The 17,340-nt window shown below is 69.0% G+C and carries 13 protein-coding genes and 1 pseudogene; 9 read left to right on the forward strand and 5 right to left on the reverse strand.

Annotation, left to right across the window (positions count from 1 at the left end):
* Complete coding sequence (locus tag MHN80_RS15780; protein ID WP_239402579.1) at window positions 1–1,071, reverse strand: thiamine ABC transporter substrate binding subunit; 1,071 nt, start codon at window positions 1,069–1,071, stop codon at window positions 1–3.
* A gap of 302 nt (window positions 1,072–1,373) precedes the next feature.
* On the opposite strand from MHN80_RS15780, the gene MHN80_RS15785 reads away from it, so the two are divergent.
* The 4 genes from MHN80_RS15785 to MHN80_RS15800 all read left to right on the forward strand — a co-directional run bounded on the left by MHN80_RS15785 (window position 1,374) and on the right by MHN80_RS15800 (window position 5,358).
* On the forward strand, window positions 1,374–2,204 hold the full coding sequence (locus MHN80_RS15785) for a hypothetical protein (RefSeq protein ID WP_064571148.1): 831 nt from the start codon (window positions 1,374–1,376) through the stop codon (window positions 2,202–2,204).
* Window positions 2,205–2,476: 272 nt separating this feature from the next.
* Window positions 2,477–3,379: a hypothetical protein gene (locus tag MHN80_RS15790; protein WP_004022507.1), complete on the forward strand. Its 903-nt coding sequence runs from the start codon at window positions 2,477–2,479 to the stop codon at window positions 3,377–3,379.
* Window positions 3,380–3,427: 48 nt separating this feature from the next.
* Window positions 3,428–4,699 carry a S9 family peptidase gene (locus tag MHN80_RS15795; RefSeq protein WP_239402580.1) on the forward strand — a complete coding sequence of 424 codons (1,272 nt, stop codon included), beginning with the start codon at window positions 3,428–3,430 and terminating at the stop codon, window positions 4,697–4,699.
* Entirely contained in the window at window positions 4,696–5,358 is a 663-nt protein-coding gene (locus MHN80_RS15800; RefSeq protein WP_239402581.1) for a lysoplasmalogenase, read from the forward strand. The genes MHN80_RS15795 and MHN80_RS15800 overlap by 4 nt, the downstream gene beginning before the upstream one ends.
* A gap of 1 nt (window position 5,359) precedes the next feature.
* Here MHN80_RS15800 and MHN80_RS15805 read toward each other — a convergent pair whose 3' ends face one another.
* The gene (locus MHN80_RS15805) at window positions 5,360–5,905 is read right to left on the reverse strand and encodes a hypothetical protein (RefSeq protein ID WP_033203995.1); all 546 of its coding nucleotides are present in this window, start codon (window positions 5,903–5,905) and stop codon (window positions 5,360–5,362) included.
* Window positions 5,906–5,953: 48 nt separating this feature from the next.
* Between MHN80_RS15805 and MHN80_RS15810 the strand changes: the two genes are divergently transcribed.
* Both MHN80_RS15810 and MHN80_RS15815 read left to right on the forward strand, forming a co-directional pair.
* On the forward strand, window positions 5,954–6,538 hold the full coding sequence (locus MHN80_RS15810) for an HhH-GPD-type base excision DNA repair protein (protein WP_064571144.1): 585 nt from the start codon (window positions 5,954–5,956) through the stop codon (window positions 6,536–6,538).
* Between the two features lie 70 nt (window positions 6,539–6,608).
* Entirely contained in the window at window positions 6,609–7,574 is a 966-nt protein-coding gene (locus MHN80_RS15815) for a hypothetical protein (RefSeq protein ID WP_239402582.1), read from the forward strand.
* A gap of 27 nt (window positions 7,575–7,601) precedes the next feature.
* On the opposite strand, the pseudogene MHN80_RS15820 reads toward MHN80_RS15815, so the two are convergent.
* The 3 genes and pseudogenes from MHN80_RS15820 to MHN80_RS15830 form a co-directional block, all read right to left on the reverse strand.
* Window positions 7,602–9,280: pseudogene (locus MHN80_RS15820) on the reverse strand (DUF222 domain-containing protein).
* Between the two features lie 191 nt (window positions 9,281–9,471).
* Window positions 9,472–10,767: a wax ester/triacylglycerol synthase domain-containing protein gene (locus MHN80_RS15825; RefSeq protein ID WP_239402583.1), complete on the reverse strand. Its 1,296-nt coding sequence runs from the start codon at window positions 10,765–10,767 to the stop codon at window positions 9,472–9,474.
* A gap of 28 nt (window positions 10,768–10,795) precedes the next feature.
* A complete protein-coding gene (locus tag MHN80_RS15830) occupies window positions 10,796–12,046 on the reverse strand; it encodes an acyl-CoA dehydrogenase family protein (protein ID WP_239402584.1) in 1,251 nt (416 codons plus the stop codon).
* Between the two features lie 175 nt (window positions 12,047–12,221).
* Here MHN80_RS15830 and MHN80_RS15835 point away from each other — a divergent pair, with 175 nt between their 5' ends.
* The 3 genes from MHN80_RS15835 (at window position 12,222) to MHN80_RS15845 (ending at window position 17,327) form a co-directional block, all read left to right on the forward strand.
* Entirely contained in the window at window positions 12,222–14,627 is a 2,406-nt protein-coding gene (locus MHN80_RS15835) for an acetyl-CoA acetyltransferase (RefSeq protein ID WP_374206369.1), read from the forward strand.
* A gap of 135 nt (window positions 14,628–14,762) precedes the next feature.
* On the forward strand, window positions 14,763–16,004 hold the full coding sequence (locus MHN80_RS15840) for an AI-2E family transporter (protein ID WP_239402586.1): 1,242 nt from the start codon (window positions 14,763–14,765) through the stop codon (window positions 16,002–16,004).
* A 90-nt stretch (window positions 16,005–16,094) separates the two neighbouring features.
* Window positions 16,095–17,327, forward strand: a complete 1,233-nt coding sequence (locus MHN80_RS15845; RefSeq protein ID WP_004022519.1) for an acyl-CoA dehydrogenase family protein — start codon at window positions 16,095–16,097, stop codon at window positions 17,325–17,327.
* The last annotated feature ends 13 nt before the right edge of the window (window positions 17,328–17,340 follow it).

The raw sequence follows: 17,340 nt of genomic DNA on the forward strand, positions 1-17,340 counted from the left end.
TCACCGGCCGACCGCGGCGCGCCACTGGTCGAGCCACATCTCGCGGTTCTCCGCGATCGTGGCGGGCGGCAGCGACGACATCCAGGCGGGCACCTCCGCGCGCGCCGGCCAGCCCGGGGGCAGCGGCGTGTCGCGCTGCACGGGATAGACGTACATCGACGACGGGAGTTCTTTCTGCACGGTGGGACTGAGCATGAAGTCGACGAGCTTGCGTGCCCCGGTGGAGTTCCGGGTGCCCTTCAGGACGCCGATGTACTCGACTTGCGGGAAGCAGCTGTCCAGCAGCGCGCTCGTCCCGGGCGTGGCCGCCGGCGACGAGGCGTAGGACAGCACGATGGGCTTGTCGCCGCGACCCTCGCCGGCCGTGAAGAGCTGGTTGTAGGCGACCTCCCAGCCCGAGACGACCGTTGCGCCGCCGCCGACGACCTGCTTCCAGTAGTCCTGCCAGCCGTCTCCGAGCGCGCCGACCGTGGTGAGCAGGAACGCCGTGCCCGGTGAGGAGGTGGCGGGGTCGGTCACCGCGGTGAGCGACGCGAACTCCGGGCGGGTCAGATCGCGGAAACTCACCGGCGGGGTCAGTCCTCTGGACTCGAACCAGCCGTCGTCGACGTTGAGGCACACATCGCCCCGGTCGACGGCCGTCAGCTGCCCCTCGGCGCCGGGTACCGCATAGTCCGCGGCACCGTCGACCGCGGCCGGTGACTCGTAGGATTCCAGGGCGCCGGCGTCGATCGGGCGCGACGCAAAGGTGTTGTCGATACCGAAGACCGCGTCGCCCTTGGGTGCGCCCGGTGTCAGCGACACCGTCGATGCCAATTGCCCGGCGTCGCCGGACTTCACGGTCTTCAGGGTCAGGCCGGTCTCCTGACGGAATGCGTCGAGGACGGACTCGGGCAGTTCGAACGAGTCGTGGGTGAGCAGGGTGACCTCCGCACCCGACGACGAATCGTCTGCGCATGCGACTGCGGTCGACGCAACCAGTGCAAGGGCGGCCACGGCGACGACGACACGCGTCAGCCGCGATCTCCCGCGTCGACGACCCGGCAAGCCGTCGGTGCGCAGCTCGTTCACATCAGACTCCTGTTCGACATCGGCGAGAGTTCCCCGATTCTCCTCATCCAACCAGGTGGCCGACTGGCCGCACGCCCCGACCGCGTTGACCTCACTTGAGTAACAATTGCATCAATAACCACACAAACCTCACCCGTAACAGGACCTCGGCCTGGACATTGGAACCCGCGAGGGGCTTAGAATGACCCGCGACGACTCGGGTGAGAGGATGGGCTATCCGCGAGCCGACACCCGGGCGGATGCCACGACCACGAGGCGCAGCACGACTCACCCGCCTGCGCCACGACCGTTAGGACACACCAGTGCGTTTCTCCCGGCCACCGAGGTTGCGATCCGGCAATGCCCCGCATCGAATCCGGACCCGTCGCCTCCTCGTCGCCGTGTCGGCGCTCGCGGCGGCCACGTCGCTCGCTCTTCCGGTCGCCGCCCAGGCCGCACCGGCGCCGAAGGTCGACCAGCGCGTGCTGGACTCGCTCGGCGCGTTCGCACCCGCGATCATCGGCTCGGTGGCGACCCCCGGACCCGACGGCAAGGTCTCGGTCGATCTGCTCCGTCAGGCCCAGTCGTTCGCCGACACCCCCGGAATGCCCGGTGAGGTCAGCAAGATCTGGCGCTCGATCGCCGACTTCCTGGGCGAACCCGGCCGCAAGCAGGCCGCGCGCGAACTCGCCGCCGAGCGCAAGCCCGGCGATCCGGAGATCCCGCAGGGACCGAACGCTCCGAAGATCCAGGAATTCCTCTACCCGACCTTCGGCCTCGGCTGCATCCCCGGCGGTGGTTCGCTCGGACGCGCCCTGGCCACCGCCGGACCGCAGGAAGCCCCGGCTCCCGGCCCCAAGCGCGGCGAGGCGGGCTACGTCTACACCTCGCTCGGTACCGGCCCGGCCATCGACAACAAGACCGCACCCCTCACGGTGAGCTGGTTCAACGTCGACACCGGCCGCACCGGCACCACGACGCTGAAGCGGAACCCGAAGATCAACGTCCAAGAGGGACCCGGCACCTTCACCGGTATCTCGCGGACCGGCAAGGGCCGTGTCATCTCGGCGATCCACGGCAACGTGACCACGAAGACGAAGGGCAAGATCGTCTCCTGCACGATCGTCCCGGTCATCGGACTCGCGATCATCTGACCGCTTTTCCTCTCACAGACGAAGGCACCTCGGCTCATCGCCGGGGTGCCTTCGTCGTGCCGGGGGGTGGGGCGCTCACTTCGAACACGCAGCTCGACGCGGGTTCGGTCTCTCGCCGATCGCGCCCGTGTCACAGGTCGGACTCGCAACTTGCCGGGGCCGACACCGACATGGTCTCTTTTAACTTGAGTCCCACCTGTCACACCCGCCACACGTGGCGGGGTGCTCGATCGCCCATCCGGTCGTCAAGGCCGGTTGCCACAAGGAGAGCCATGTCCCTCACGTCTCGGTTCACGCGTTCCGACGCTCCGCGTCGCGTCACTCGCAGCCGCGCGATCCAGCGCTGCGGCGCCGGTCTCATGGGTGTGGCGATGGCGGCGGCCACCCTCACCGCAACGTCGGCACCCGCAGCCGCGGAACCGCTCGTTCCCGCCAACATGCTCGGTGCGCTGTCGATCCCGTTCGACGCGGAGCTGGCCGGAGCGGTCCGCCTGCTGAAGGCCGCGGGCGTCGACCAGATCGCGGTGCAGGCCGCACAGACGATCATGGGCAGCGCCGGCCAGTTGTCGGTCGAGGACATCGCCGGTCGTGCGGGAGCCCTTCCGCTCCCGGCAGCCGCCGAGGGTGCCCCCGCCCCGGGCGCCACGCCCGCCGCCGCGCCGACCGATCCCATCGCCCTGCTCCGCACGCTGGGCATCCAGACGCTCACCCCGTCGGTGTCGCCGTTCTGCACCGCGCCGACCGCCGACAACCCGCTCGGTCTCGTGACCGCCGGGGCGGGAGCCGTGGCAGGTCCGTGGCCGATGAAGACCGATCCGCTGACCCAGCTCAAGCCGCTGCTCGACATGATCCCCGGCGTCAAGCTGCCCGAGAAGTTGAACCTCGTCGACAAGGGCGAGACCGCCTACGCCTTCGTGCCCGCCTCACCGACGGCCGGCAGCGGCGGCAAGATGCAGGTCGCCTGGTTCAACACGAGCACCCTGCAGGGCGGCTTCGCCGATCTCGACCCGATCACCGACCGGACCGCGCTCACCGCGCTGCCCCTGCTGTCCGGGGTCCGGCTCGCACCGGTCAAGACCGGCAGCGGCACCATCCTGTCGGCGGTCTTCGGCAACGCGAGCAACGGCACCCAGAACTGCTGGTTCCTGCCGGCCGTCGGCGTCGTCAACGCCTGAGCGACAACGCCTTCGGTAACCGACCCACCTCACAGAACGAACTGACACATGAACCCCCACGGCAACACTTCGAAACCCCGGAGTGCCCACCTCACCCGCGCCCTCGCGGCCGCAGCGGCTCTCACGATCGTCGTGGCTCCGGCCGTCGCCGGTCTGACGGCCACGGCCGCGGCCGAACCGGCCCCGAGCACCTCGACACCAGGCACGGCGGAACCGTCGTCGACAGACAACAGTGCCCCCGCCGACGACAACGCGGGCACCGTCGACACGCGTGGTCCCGGACAGGCCCCGGGCGCCGTCTACGCCAATCGTGAACTCCCCCGGTCTCGTACGGTCGCCGGAGCGGCCTCGGGCAACGACTTCACCTACTGGAGCACCGGCGCCGACGGCAAGGCCCACCTGTCCTCCGGCGTGCTCATGGTGCCCGGCGGGCGCGCGCCCGCCGGCGGCTGGCCGATCGTCGCCTGGGCGCACGGTTCGCGCGGTATCGCCGACAAGTGCGCGCCGTCGACGCGGCCCACCGCCGAGGACACCGAGGAACTCAAGCGTTGGCTCGGACGCGGATATGCCGTCGTCAGCACCGATTACGCGGGTGTCGGTACGCCCGGCACCCCGCAGTACTACGACCTGGAGGCCACCGCACGCAACATCGTCGACGCGGTGCGCGCCTCGCGGGACATCGCCGACAACCTGTCGCGCTCGTGGGCGGTCGTCGGCGAGGGACAGGGAGCGGCGGCCGCGATCACGCTCGCCCGGTTGGCGCCGACCATCCAGGGCGGCAAGCTCGACTTCAAGGGTGCCGCGGCGAGCTCGATCCCGGCCCAATTCGGTTCGCTGGTGGCCAATCTCGGCCCGTCCTCGGCGGCGATGCCGTCCGGACTGGCCGCCGACGCGCTGTACACGCTGAGTGCGATCCGCAACGCGCACCCGGACATCGACGTGAACGCCTACCTCACCGACGCCGGCAAGAAGTGGATGACCAGGGCCGCCGCATCATGTGTGACCGAGTTCGTCCGTGAAGTGGATGGTCTCGCAATCGGTTCGCTATTCACCAAGCCGCTGTCGGGGAACACCGAACTCACCTCCCTGCTCACGAAGGCGACCGACCTGCCGACCCGTGGTTTCGAACGTCCGGTTCTGATGACGCAGACCCTGCAGGACACCTCCGTCGTCGTACCGCTCACGCTCAAGTACCTCAACGACGCACGCGGCGGTGACGCCAAGGTGTCGGCACGCACGTATCTGACTCTCGACGGGGCGCAGTCGAAACGATTCTCCGACACCGACATCCGTGGGTTCGTCGCCCGAATCCTGCAGTGAACCGTGCATTCCGGATCGCCTATGCGGCCACCGCCGCCGCAGCGACGATCAGCGGGTCGGTCGGTGACCGACGCAGCGCCGAGATCACCAAGCCGCTGCCGATCGCGCTGCTCGCGGCACGGGTGGCCGCCGGTTCGCGGCGTCGTCCGGTCGCCGACACCGTCGCACTGGCAGCCGTTCTCGGTTTCTCGGCGGTCGGCGACCGATTCATGCTGCGGGAGGAGTTCGAACACGACGACCCGGTGGCGAAGGATCGTTGTCTGCGCAGAGGTGCAGCGTCTTTCGCGGGTGCGCAGCTGAGCTACGCGACTGCGATGTGGCGCGCAGGCGCCCGGCCGTCGGTCCGTACGCTCGCGCCGCGAGTGAGCATCCTGGCCGAGTCGGCGACGGTCCTGGCGCGCCACCGTCCGGCACTGCTGCCGGTGCTCGGTACGTACGGCAACACGCTTGCGACCATGTCGGCGCTGGCGTCGGACGTGCCCGCGCCGCAGCCGCGCCTGCGCGCCGGCGGGTGGTTCTTCCTGCTCTCGGACCTCGCGATCATCAATCGACGGCACCTGGTCACCGATCCACGACTACGGGTCGCCGGTGAGGCCTGGGTGCTCGCGAGTTACTTCACCGCGCAGTACCTCCTGGTCGGCGGACTCGCCGACCGGTAGGTCATGCGACGGCGCGACCCGAGCACGACGAGTATTTCGGATTGGTCATCGGGAAGAACGCGAGCGCGCCGATCTTCTGACGGATCGTGAAGGCCACGGGACCGCTGCCCGGATGGATGTCGACTTGCCACTTGACGGTGTAACCCCGGCCGGGAACCGTCGTCACACCCGTCCGCCCGGTGCGCAGATTCCGCCACGACACCGACACCTCGTAGGTGTATTCGAGTGCGACGCGCTTGGCGCGGTCGGTGCCGATGAGCGCGATGACCGGACCGGGCAGTCCGTCGGCCGGGTGGCGGATCTGGTTGAACACGTCGACGCGGACCTTGACCGTGCCCGCGGGCCACGGGTTGACGCTGTCGCATCGCAGCGTGGTGACGTAGTTCGCCCCGTCGTCGGCCGGCGCGGCCGTGGCGACACCAACACCGAAGAGCGACACCGCCAGTCCCATCACGGTTCCGACCACCATGGCGATCGTCCCCGCCCCGAAGCCCCCTCGCCGTGGCCTGCTGTTCTCGACGCCGCCCGTGTTCTCCCCGCTGATCATGGAGGCAGTCTAGAGCCGCGCACGGGTGCCGTCTGCCAGAATCGACCCATGCCGAAGATCCAGATCGCCCAGGAACCCGCGGCCGACGAACTCCTCTCCAGCGATTCGTTCGCCCTCCTGACCGGAATGCTCCTCGACCAGCAGTTCCCGATGGAGCGGGCGTTCGCCGGGCCGGCCAAGATCCGCGACCGGTTCGGCACGATGGACCCGGTCGAGATCGCCGACGCCGATCCCGAGGCGTTTGCCGACCTGTGCGCCACTCCCCCGGCCATCCACCGCTACGGACGCTCGATGGCCGGGCGGGTCCAGGCACTCGCGAAGGTCGTCGCCGACGAATACGGCGGCGACGCAGCGCGCATCTGGACCGAGGCCGCCGACGGTGCCGACCTCATGAAGCGGCTCCGCGCACTGCCCGGTTTCGGCGACCAGAAGGCCAAGATCTTCGTCGCCCTCGTCGCCAAGCAGCTCGACGTCAAGCCGTCGGGCTGGACCAAGGTCGCCGGGGACTACAGCAAGAAGGGGTTCCGTTCGGTCGCCGACGTGACCGGCCCGGATTCGCTGCAGAAGGTCCGCGACTTCAAGAAGGCCGCCAAGGCGGCCAAGGCTGCGCAGGCCTCGGGCGCCGACTCCTAGGGCGACACCGCCCGCCGGATCGCGCAACCCTCGCCCCGAACGCACACCCCTTGGCCTAGGGTCGGACACCATGGAGTCCCTTCCGGATCGGTCGCTGTCCGACCGTCCCGTCCCCGGTCGGCGCGCCGTCGAGCGTCGGCAGGCTGCACTCGATCCCGGCCGTGCTCTCGTCGAGATGCCGTTCCGGGTCGGATTCGCCGTCACCGGCGTGGTGCTGAGCGCCGCGGAATCCGCCGTCACCATCGCTCGGATCACCGCCGGCAGCGTCCAGCATGAGCTCGCGCTGGCCGTCGGCGTCGACGCCGACGAGTTGGGCAGCGCCCGCACGCCGCTCGCCCTGCTCAACCAGCTGTCCGAGCTGCTCGGACCCGACCGGCCGTTCGGACGCATCCTCGCCAGCGGGGGTCCGCTGGAACGGTTGCTGAACCCGGGCGGCGTCATCGACCGGCTCACCGCGTCTGACGGCCCGCTCGAGAAGCTCACTGCGAAAGGCGGGCTCCTCGATCAGATGGCGGACGAGCGAGGCATCCTGATCCGCCTCACCGCCAAGGACGGCCCCCTCGACCGGTTGACCCGCCCGGGCGGCGTCGTCGACCAGTTCACCGAGAACGAGGGCATCCTCGAACGTCTCACCTCCGAGGGCGGGATCGTCGACAAGCTCACGGCACCCGACGGTGTGCTGGAGAAGGTGACCGCGGCCGGGGGCATCCTCGACCGACTCGCGGAGGACGACGGCCTGCTCGATCAGCTCCTGGGCGAGAACGGTGCGGTCGAGCGTGCGATCGCACCCGGCGGGCCGCTGGACCGGATCACCGAGCTGACCGAGGTCATCGGACAACTCGGCCCGACCCTGATCACCATGCAGGAGACGGTCCACGAACTCGCCGAGACCGTGGACCTGCTCAACCAATCGGTCGCACCGCTCGGCGGTCTCGCCGAACGACTTCCCAAACGCCTCACCCGTCCGCCGAAGGGGTCGGGCGGAAACGGACACGGAGACGCCCCGGCGGACACGAACGGGTACCCGCGGGGTTAGCCACCACAGGCCACGCCGAGCGCCGGGTCAGAATGGCGGGGGCTCGTCGTCGTGGGTTGTCGGCTGGTGGTGGGCTGCTTCGGTCCGGGCCCGTCGATTCGCGTCGCGCTGTGTCTTGTTGCGGGCACGTTCTTCTCGCCGCTTCGCGTGTTTCGCGGCGGTTCGTTCGGTGATCGTGCGTGGTGGTCGGCCGTGGTGGTCGGGCACGATGATGCGCGGTGTCGGGGGTGCTTTCGCGGCTTGCTCGAATCGGATACGACGTAGGTTCGGGAAGAGATCCTCGAGAGTTTCGGCCGCGCCGGGGATCACGAAACCTTCCGGCGTCACGAATTGGGTGACCAGACGGCCCTCGTCGTCGCGGTACTGCACGTCGGTCCAGTCACCGTGCGTCTTGTGCAGATGACCGGCGCGGCATTTGGCGTTGAGGTTCTCACTCGAGGTCGCGCCGCCGCGGGCGGGCCGGGCGTGGTCGTATTCGGCGACGTGGTCGACGTCGGCGGTGAACGCCGAACGCGTGCACCCTGGTTCGGTGCAGTAGCCGTCCCGTACCCGCACGAACTCGGCACACGCACTCGTCGGCCGGTACGGGTCACCGGGCAATGCCCCCGGGAACACGATGACACTCTCGACGTCCTGCCGTGGTGCGGCGGCATTCGCGGTCCGCGCGCTCGCACCATCGGCGGCGACGCGGGTGGGTGGTGTACGCACCGGGGTGACCGGCCGGATCGTCGCGTCAGGCCGGGCGGCGAGATCGCGCACATGCTCATCGCAGATCACCCCGTGCCCGTCGACCCAACCGGGTCCGGAGCCGCCGGCCAGGGTGTCGGCGTCGGTGACGACATGGATCACGATCTCGGTACCAGCTGTCGCACCGGCGGGGGCGGCAGGATTGAACGGTGGTCGGTGCAGTCGGAGTGTCCGCACGCGCACGTGAACGCCGTTCGGGTGAGCAACGCGCACATGGCGTCGGACTTCCGTTCCCCGAGGGTGCGGCCATCGCGGTCGCAGACGGATGCGGCCAACTCACGTACCGAGGCGTTGGAAGCCCGGATGTTCTCGGCGGCCATGACCGCGGTGATCTCACCGGTCCCGTCGCCGTGGTTCTCGGTCCACACGCCACGGTTGTCCAGCGCCTCGCGGCGCCGTTCGCGGACCGCGTCGGCGTCATGGCCGAAGACCAGACGGTCGATCATGTCGCGCAAACCTGACGTCGACCACGACCCGGACCGAGAGCGCAGCAGGTCGGCGATGGATTCGTCGAGCACCTCGATGATCCGACGACTGGCGGGGTCGGCGGGGTCGAGCAGGTGGTCATCGGCCACCAGGTGGGTACGGCCGATGATCTCGCGGATCTGGTGCGGCCCGATGATGCCGTCGCGCAACGTCTCCAACACCCGCGGCAACCGGTCACGCAGACACAGTGCCTCGTCGACCAGCACCCCGGCGCCGTAGCGGGTGATCCCGGCCTCCCGCGAGACCCGGGCGACGATGTCACCGAAACCGTCAGAGATGTAGCTGTTGCCAACCGAATTCAATGACCGGTCGCATAGCACCAGGATCGTCTGATAGCGGCACCACGCCAGATACGACTCCCCGGCACGGATCGATCCCAAACGTTGCATGTGGGTGGCGGTGTCGGCATCGGCCGGGCGCGCTGGATCGACCCCGGCGAGAAACTCGCCCGGCAGATCGGTCCATGCCCCCACAGTGACTACCCCCGAAGTCGTTGCCGCCCGGCCTGGTTGACCGGTCCACCTGATACATCCAAGATAGACCCGACCACCGACAAGAAATCGCGCCCGACGAGCAGTCCTCGACATCTGGCTATGGTCGGCTGCGCAGATCATGTCGAATTCGAAGGGCGCGGGGGCGCCGGTTTGCGGCGGCGGTGAGGACCTCAGCTACCCACCGCCCGGGCGAGCAGCTCCACGTACCGGTCCACGTCATCCATCACGTCGGGGCTCGTGGTCACCGAGATCGCGATCCGATCGCCGATCCCGTGCACGCCGTGGGTCAGGCCCTGAGCGGGCGACAGCGCGGGAAAGCCTGTGGTGAACAGGATCTCGCCGCCATCGAGGTCGAGGTCGGCGGCGCCACGGTTCACCGACGACACCACCGAGACCCCGGTGACCGTCTCGGGCGGGGTGTCGAGGTCGAAAGCGTCGATCCCCCATCGGGCCAGAAGCGCGGGCGTCGATTCGGACGCCCGACGCCGCGCATCCCGCAACGGGTCCTTCTCGGCCGCTCGAGCTGTGGCGATGTCGGCGCCGATGAGTCGCGCGCGCTCGTCGAGGTCGTCGACGTCGATGTGCAGGTCCACTCCGGCATTGCGGAAGTGGTTGCGGGACCGCGGTTCACCCGACCGGCCGATCGTCAGCTCGACGCCCAACCGCCGCCCGGTCTCACCCAGGTATTCCGGCAACGCCACCGAGATCGCGGTGAGCACCGCGACCGTGACCGGCTGTCCGCGGGCGGTCAGGCGATCGCGCTCGACGACCAGCACCCGAAGGGTCCGACGCGGGCCGGGCGAGGTGTTCAGCGGAGTCGGTGTGTACCCCGGCGTTTCCGGCACGGACGCCGAGGCGAGCCGCGCCGCGCGGAATCCCCGCCGGGCCGTCACGACGAACTCGCCGGGGAATCGGAGGACACCACCGAGTACAGTCCCGGCGTCGACCAGCAGCTCGCGACCCGGCCGGTGACGCGCGGGCCCGGGATCGCGTTGCGTGGCGGGCGCAGTGAACAATTCACGAGCGATCCGAGAGGCGCGACGTCCGTCACCCAGCGCGTGACAGATCTGCAGTACGACGACGCAGGCCACGCCCGCGGCGCCCGGGGCGTCGACGACGGGACCGAACAGGTGTACCCGCCACGCCGCCGACGTGGGGTCGAGTGGACTGGCGATGAGTGCGGCGATCTGGGCCAGGCACGACGACCACGTCCGGCTCGACCGGTCCACACGGACCTGGTCGTCGGTGGGCCGTACGGATTCCCAGTACGGGCGGTCGACCGTGCCGGGGACCTCTCGTATCCGGAGGCACAGATCGTCGACGAACGCGGCACGGAGCCGAAGTCGCGCCGCGCAGTCCTCGATCGGACTACGCGGCGCGGCAAAGCAATACACCACGAACTCGTCGTTCGGGATGTGTTGCGACATCCAGTACGACGCCGCGTCCGCCGCGGCCATCCGGTGCATGGCCGCCAGAGTAGCGGCGCGGCGCGCGCTACTTCTGTCCGGCGCTCCAGGCGTAGGGCAGGTCGGTGCCGTTGAGCACGTGGTCGCCGACCGCCTGCAGTTTGAAGATCAGCGGGTTGTGCACCGAGATCACCCGGGCGTTGCGCCAGTGACGGTCGAGGCGCAGACGTTCGGAGGTGATCGACGCACCACCGACCTCGAACAGCTGGGTGGTGGCGTCGAGGACGGCGGGGATGACCGCGGCCTGGGCACGGGCGACGTCGAACTCGACGCGGTCGAGGAGATCGGCGTCCTCCCAGCCGGCGAGTGCGAGCTCGTCGAGTTCGTCGGCGATGTCGAGGACCAGCGTGCGCGCGGTGTAGGCCGCCGCCGACAGTCGGCCGATCACCTGCTGCACGAGCGGATCGTGGCGTGGCAGGTCGGCCGTCGAGTGGGTGAAGGTGCGTGTGCGGTTGCGTACCCACTCCACGACGTCGTCGGTGGCGCGCGCCGCGATGCCCGCCAGCACCGCGAGCTGGACCAGCTGCAAGTACGACGTCGCGTACGTGCGGCCCTCCCCGCCGTAGCCAGGACCGAGGACACGCTCGGCCGGGACCTCGACGCCGGCGAACTCGGTGGTGCCACTTGCGGTCAGGCGCTGGCCGAAGCCATCCCAGTCGTCGTGCTGGGTGACACCGTCGGCGTCGGCGTCGACGAGCACCGAGACGCGCTCCCCGTCCTGGTCGGCGGCGACGAGGATGTGATCGGAGTAGAGACTGCCGGTGCTGTAGTACTTGGTGCCGTCGAGCCGGAACCCGTTGCCGTCCGCGCTCGCCGGGTCGGGGGTGAGGCGCGTCTGATAGCGGTCGATGGCACCGACGCCGGGCTCGGTGATGGCGTTGCCGACCAGCGTCCCCTCACCGACCTTGCGCAACCACTGCTGCGCGGCCTCATCCGGGAGTGCGGACAGCTGGTCCTCGACGAACGACCAGTGCACGCGCAGGGCCTGCGGCAGATTGGACTCCGCGGCAGCCAGATCGATGAGCAGCCGGAACAACTGCCGGATCGACGCACCGTATCCGCCGAGTTCCACCGGCACGCGCAGCGCGCCGAACTTCGCCTCCCGCAGCCAGGCGACCTCGTCGTGTGCGAGCCTGCGGTCGTCCTCGCGCTGTACCGCGCCCTCGGCGATCCGGGCGAAGATCGGCGCGAACACCTCGTCGAGCCGCTCGTCGGTCGTTCCGGCGGACTCGCCGGTCGCGGGCCCGCCGGCAGGCGTGGTGGACACGGTGGACGTCATCGGTGGTCCTTTCGATCGCAATCTGGTCGGCGACAGTCTGGTCCGATCCGCGGCGCCCGACCACGGTTGGAACCGCGCTGACCGCAACACTGACGTTCCCGGCGAGCCGACCGCACACTGACGCCCGGACGTTCGTGCACCACCTCCGATGAGACCCCGGTCACGCCGTGTGTCAATGTTTGGTATGCCAACAACGCTCGTTGATATCGATCCGAACACCCCCGTCGTCGTCGGCGTGGGCCAGGCCTCGGAACGCCTGACCGATCCCGGCTACGAGGCTCTCGGCGAGGCCGACCTCGCCGCCCGGGCGGTGACCGCCGCGTTCGCCGACTCCGGGGGCGATGTCGCCGCGTCGATCGACACCATCGCCGCGATCCGGTCCTTCGAGATCTCGAGCCCGTTGTCGTCGTCACCGCTGGGCCGTCCGGACAACATGCCGCGGGCGGTCGGCAACCGGATCGGTGTGGACCCCCGCCGCGCGGTGCAGGCGGTGACCGGTGGTCAGACACCGCAGACGATCCTCACCGAGCTCGCCGGGACGATCGCGACCGGCAGATCCGAGGGCGCAGTCGTCTTCGGCGCCGAGGTGATGTCGACCGTCCGCCATCTGATGTCCCAGCCGGAGGACCAGCGGCCGAGCTTCGCCGAAGAGGTCGGGGGCCAGCTCGACGACCGCGGCTTCGGGCTGAAGGGGATCATCACCGTCGCCGAGATGCGGCACGGCCTCGCATCGGTGCTGCCGCAGTACGCCCTACTGGAGAACGCCCGCCGGCACGCCTCGGGGCTGGGCCGGGACGCCTACATCGCCACCATGGGTGAGTTGTTCGCCCCCTTCACCCAGGTGGCCGCCGCCAACCCGCACTCGGCGGCACCGACGGCGCGCACCGCCGCCGAACTCGTCGCGGTCACTCCCGAGAACCGGGTCGTGGCGGATCCGTTCACCCGGTACATCGTGGCGCGCGATCAGGTGAACCAGGCAGCCGCGGTGGTCGTGATGTCGGTCCGGGCGGCGCAGGCCGCCGGGATCGATCCCGCGAAATGGGTGTTCCTGCATGGTCACTCGTCGACCGTCGAACGCCCCGTCCTGGCTCGTCCCGACCTCGGCTCCGCCCCCGCAGCCCCGGCTGCGGTGCAGCACGCGCTGCAGGTCGCCGGACTCGGACTCGACGACATCTCGGTCGTCGACATCTACAGCTGCTTCCCGATCGCGGTGTTCAACGTCCTCGACGGAATCGGGATGGCGCCCGACGATCCACGCGGGCTGACCCTCACCGGCGGGTTGCCGTTCTTCGGCGGCCCGGGCAACAACTACTCCCTGCACGCGATCGCCGAGGTGGTCACGCGGGTCCGACGATCACCAGGCGATTTCGGTCTGGTCGTCGCCAACGGCGGGGTGCTGAGCAAGCATGCCGCCGGGGTGTACTCGACGACGCCGGCACCGTGGCGCCCGGACACCAGCGGACCGGTCCAGGCCGAACTCGACGCGGCGACAACCGTTCCCACCATCGCCGACGCCGACGGCGCCGCGGTCATCGAGACCTACACGGTCATCCCGCAGAAGAGCGGCCGCCGCACCGGTGTGGTCATCGGCCGGCTGGTCGACCCGACCTCGCCGGACGGGCTCGGCGCCCGGTTCGTCGCCAATCTCGACTCCGACGACGACGAGTTCTTCGACCTTCTCCTGACCTCCGACGACCCCGTCGGCACGCCGATCGTCGTGCGGTCGTTCGACAAGGGCAACCGGGTGGCCCTGACCGCCGCGGCCATGAACTCCCGGCATCCGGTTGTCGCACCGGCATTCCGCGAGTCCTACGAACATGTCGAGGTCCGTCGCGACGGTCGGTTGCTCGAGGTGACCATCAACCGCCCCGACGCACGCAACGCGTTGAACCCCGCGGCCAACGCCGAACTCGACTCGATCTTCGAGGCCTACTTCGCCGATCCCGACCTGTGGGTGGCGATCCTGACCGGTAAGGGCGACAAGGCCTTCTCGGCGGGCAACGACCTCGCCGCGACCGCAGGCCCGGCCGCCCTGTCGGTCCCGAAGAACGGGTTCGCGGGACTGACCTCACGGCGCAGCCTCCCCAAACCGGTCATCGCCGCGGTCAACGGGTTCGCACTCGGCGGTGGCTGTGAGATCGCGATGGCCTGCCACATCGTCGTGGCCGACGAGGACGCCTCCTTCGGCCTGCCCGAGGTGAAGGTCGGACTCGCGGCGGCCGCCGGCGGATTGGTCCGGCTGCCGCGGATGATCCCACCTGCGCTCGCGCGCGACATGATCCTGACCGGCCGCCGGATCTCGGCCGCCGAGGCCGCCGCCGCCGGTCTGGTGAGCCGGATCGCCCCGGCCGGAAAGGTTCTCGAGACCGCGCGCGGAGTGGCCGAGGAGATCCTCGCCGCCTCACCCACGTCGGTGCGGGCGTCGATCGCCACCATGGAGCAGTCCGATGCCATCACCGACACCGTCGATGCCGTCCACGCCAGCACCTCGGTGCTCGACTCGCTGGTCATCAGCGGCGACACCCTCGAGGGGATCATGGCGTTCGTGATGAAGCGTTCACCGAACTGGAAGGGTCACTGAGAACCAACCGGAGACGTAAGCACGCCGAAAGCGCGCGGATGGTCGTCGAATGGTCAACACTTGACGGCGGCCACCCCGCGCGTCGGGGTGGCCGCTGTTCCGACACATCAGTCGTGTCCAGAAAGGCGGCACACCATGTCCGGTCGCAGTGAGGCAAGCGGAACGAAGTCGTCCAAACGCACTCCGCCACAACCGTCGTATCGAGTCGATCCGCCCGATTGGACGCTGCCGCGGGGAACCATCGTGCTCCTCACCATCGCCGGGCTCGTCGTCGCCATCGCCGGGATCAAGTCGGTGGCGTCGCTGGTCGGGCCGATCTTCCTCGCGCTGATGCTCACCGTCGCCGTTCAGCCGATCCCGACCTGGTTGCGCAAGAGAGGATTTCCCCGCTGGGCCGCCTTCGTGACGACTGTGCTCCTCGTCTACGGCATCCTCATCGGATTGTTCGCGGCGCTGGTGTTCTCGGTGGCGCGCCTGGCGTCGATACTCCCCCAGTACGACGACAAGTTCGACGACCTCGTCACCAGCTTCCAGAACTTCCTCACCAGTCACGGCGTGAGCCACGACAAGGTGCAGGACATGATCTCCCACGTCGACACCAGCAAGGTCGTGAGCGCGGTGACCGACGTTCTGGCCAGCACGTTCAGTGTCGCCTCGGCACTGATCCTGGTGCTTGCCCTGCTGCTGTTCATGGCGGCGGACTCGGTCGGCTTCGACGACCGGATGAACATCCTGGACCGGATGCGTCCCGACATCGCATCGGCCTTCCGTTCCTTTTCCCAGGGCACGCGCAGCTACCTCTGGGTGTCGACGGTCTTCGGGCTCATCGTCGCCGTCCTCGACAGCGTGGCCCTCGCCCTGCTCTCCATCCCGCTCCCCATCCTCTGGGGCCTGTTGTCGTTCATCACCAACTACATCCCGAACGTCGGCTTCATCATCGGTCTCGTCCCACCCGCACTGCTGGGACTGCTCGACGGCGGGGTCAGCAAGATGCTGATCGTCATCGTCGTCTACAGCGCCATCAACGTCGTCATCCAGTCGGTGATCCAGCCGAAGTTCGTCGGCGACGCGGTGGGACTCTCCACCACCCTGACGTTTCTGTCACTGCTCTTCTGGGCCTGGGCGATCGGACCGTTGGGCGCGATCCTCGCGGTACCGCTGACACTGCTCGGCAAGGCCCTGCTCATCGACATCGATCCCGCGACCCGCTGGGCGGACGTGCTGCTGTCGTCGGGCGGAAAGCCGAATGACACGGACTCGCCCGATGACGAGGCACCCGACGGCGACGGCGCCGAGCCCACGACGACCCCGGACGCGGAGGGCGAGGATCCACCTCGCGGTTCCACTCCGGACGTCACACTGAAGCCGGAAACGTGAGGCGGGCTACGCACCGCGCCGATCATTGGGTAGATTCCCTTTCGACCCCAATCTGACCACAACCGTTTACAGATAGGTTGCGCACCGCTCATGGACATGAACTGGTCTCCGGACGACGCTGCGTTTCGCGACGAGGTCCGCGCGTTCCTCGACGAGAAACTGACCCCCGACCTACGCGCGGCGGGCACGCTGCGCACCAGCGTCTACTCCGACCACGAGGCCTCGATGGAGTGGCAGGCGATCCTGCACGAGCGTGGCTGGGCCGCTCCCGCGTGGCCGGTGCAGTACGGCGGGTGCGACTGGTCGCAGTCCCAGCACTACATCTTCAGCCGTGAGTCGATCCTCGCCGGCGCACCCTCGCTGTCGCCGATGGGCATCCGCATGGTGTCGCACGCGATCATGGCGTTCGGCACCGACGAACAGAAGAACTTCTTCCTGCCCGGCATCCTCGACGGCAGCGTGTTCTTCTGCCAGGGCTACTCCGAACCCGAGTCCGGCTCCGACCTCGCGTCGCTGTCGATGGCCGCGGTCGACGACGGCGACGACCTCGTCGTCACCGGTTCGAAGATCTGGACCACGCACGCCTCGGAGGCGAACTGGATCTTCTGCCTGGTGCGCACGTCGCGCCAGGAGCGCAAGCAGCAGGGCATCACGTTCGTCCTCATCGACATGAACTCGCCGGGTATCGAGGTGCAGAACCTGGTGTTCGCGTCCGGCGAGCAGGTCCAGGCGCAGGTCTTCTTCGACGGTGTGCGCGTCCCCAAGAAGAACGTCCTCGGCAAGATCGACGACGGTTGGACCGTCGCCAAGTACCTGCTCGTCTTCGAGCGCGGGGGCGGCGCGGCCGCTCCGGCGCTGCAGGTCATGGCCGAGCAGCTCGGGCGGGACGCGGCATCGGTGACCGCACCGAACGGCGGCCCGTTGTCGGAGGATCCGGCGTTCGCGGCCAAGCTCACCGATCTCCAGGTCCGCGCGAAGATCCTCGAGGTCCTCGAATACCGCGCGCTCGCCGCGATGAGCTCGGGCAAGGACCCCGGTTCCATCGCATCGATGCTGAAGATCCTCGGCACCGAGCTGAGCCAGGAGATCACCACCCTGAGCCTGGAGGCCGCCGGCCCCCACGGACGCGTCTTCCAGCCGCACGCCACCAAGCCGGGCGGACCCATCTTCCAGTACACCCCGCCCACCGACGGCTACGTCAGCGGCGAACCGTGGCAGGCCGTCGCCCCGCTGCACTACTTCAACGACCGCGCGGGCTCGATCTACGCCGGCAGCAACGAAATTCAACGCAACATCCTCGCCAAAGCGGCTCTCGGTCTCTGACGGGTCACAGGAG

Origin of the sequence: Gordonia sp. McavH-238-E (assembly GCF_022348225.1) — a bacterium.
Taxonomy (GTDB): domain Bacteria; phylum Actinomycetota; class Actinomycetes; order Mycobacteriales; family Mycobacteriaceae; genus Gordonia; species Gordonia terrae.

Excerpts from the sequence above, each read along its gene's own strand:
- MHN80_RS15790 (WP_004022507.1), top strand. The coding sequence starts at position 2,477 with ATGTCCCTCACGTCTCGGTTCACGCGTTCCGACGCTCCGCGTCGCGTC.
- MHN80_RS15795 (WP_239402580.1), top strand. The coding sequence starts at position 3,428 with ATGAACCCCCACGGCAACACTTCGAAACCCCGGAGTGCCCACCTCACC.
- MHN80_RS15805 (WP_033203995.1), bottom strand. The coding sequence starts at position 5,905 with ATGATCAGCGGGGAGAACACGGGCGGCGTCGAGAACAGCAGGCCACGG.
- MHN80_RS15810 (WP_064571144.1), top strand. The coding sequence starts at position 5,954 with ATGCCGAAGATCCAGATCGCCCAGGAACCCGCGGCCGACGAACTCCTC.
- MHN80_RS15815 (WP_239402582.1), top strand. The coding sequence starts at position 6,609 with ATGGAGTCCCTTCCGGATCGGTCGCTGTCCGACCGTCCCGTCCCCGGT.
- MHN80_RS15825 (WP_239402583.1), bottom strand. The coding sequence starts at position 10,767 with ATGCACCGGATGGCCGCGGCGGACGCGGCGTCGTACTGGATGTCGCAA.
- MHN80_RS15830 (WP_239402584.1), bottom strand. The coding sequence starts at position 12,046 with ATGACGTCCACCGTGTCCACCACGCCTGCCGGCGGGCCCGCGACCGGC.
- MHN80_RS15835 (WP_374206369.1), top strand. The coding sequence starts at position 12,222 with ATGTTTGGTATGCCAACAACGCTCGTTGATATCGATCCGAACACCCCC.
- MHN80_RS15840 (WP_239402586.1), top strand. The coding sequence starts at position 14,763 with ATGTCCGGTCGCAGTGAGGCAAGCGGAACGAAGTCGTCCAAACGCACT.
- MHN80_RS15845 (WP_004022519.1), top strand. The coding sequence starts at position 16,095 with ATGGACATGAACTGGTCTCCGGACGACGCTGCGTTTCGCGACGAGGTC.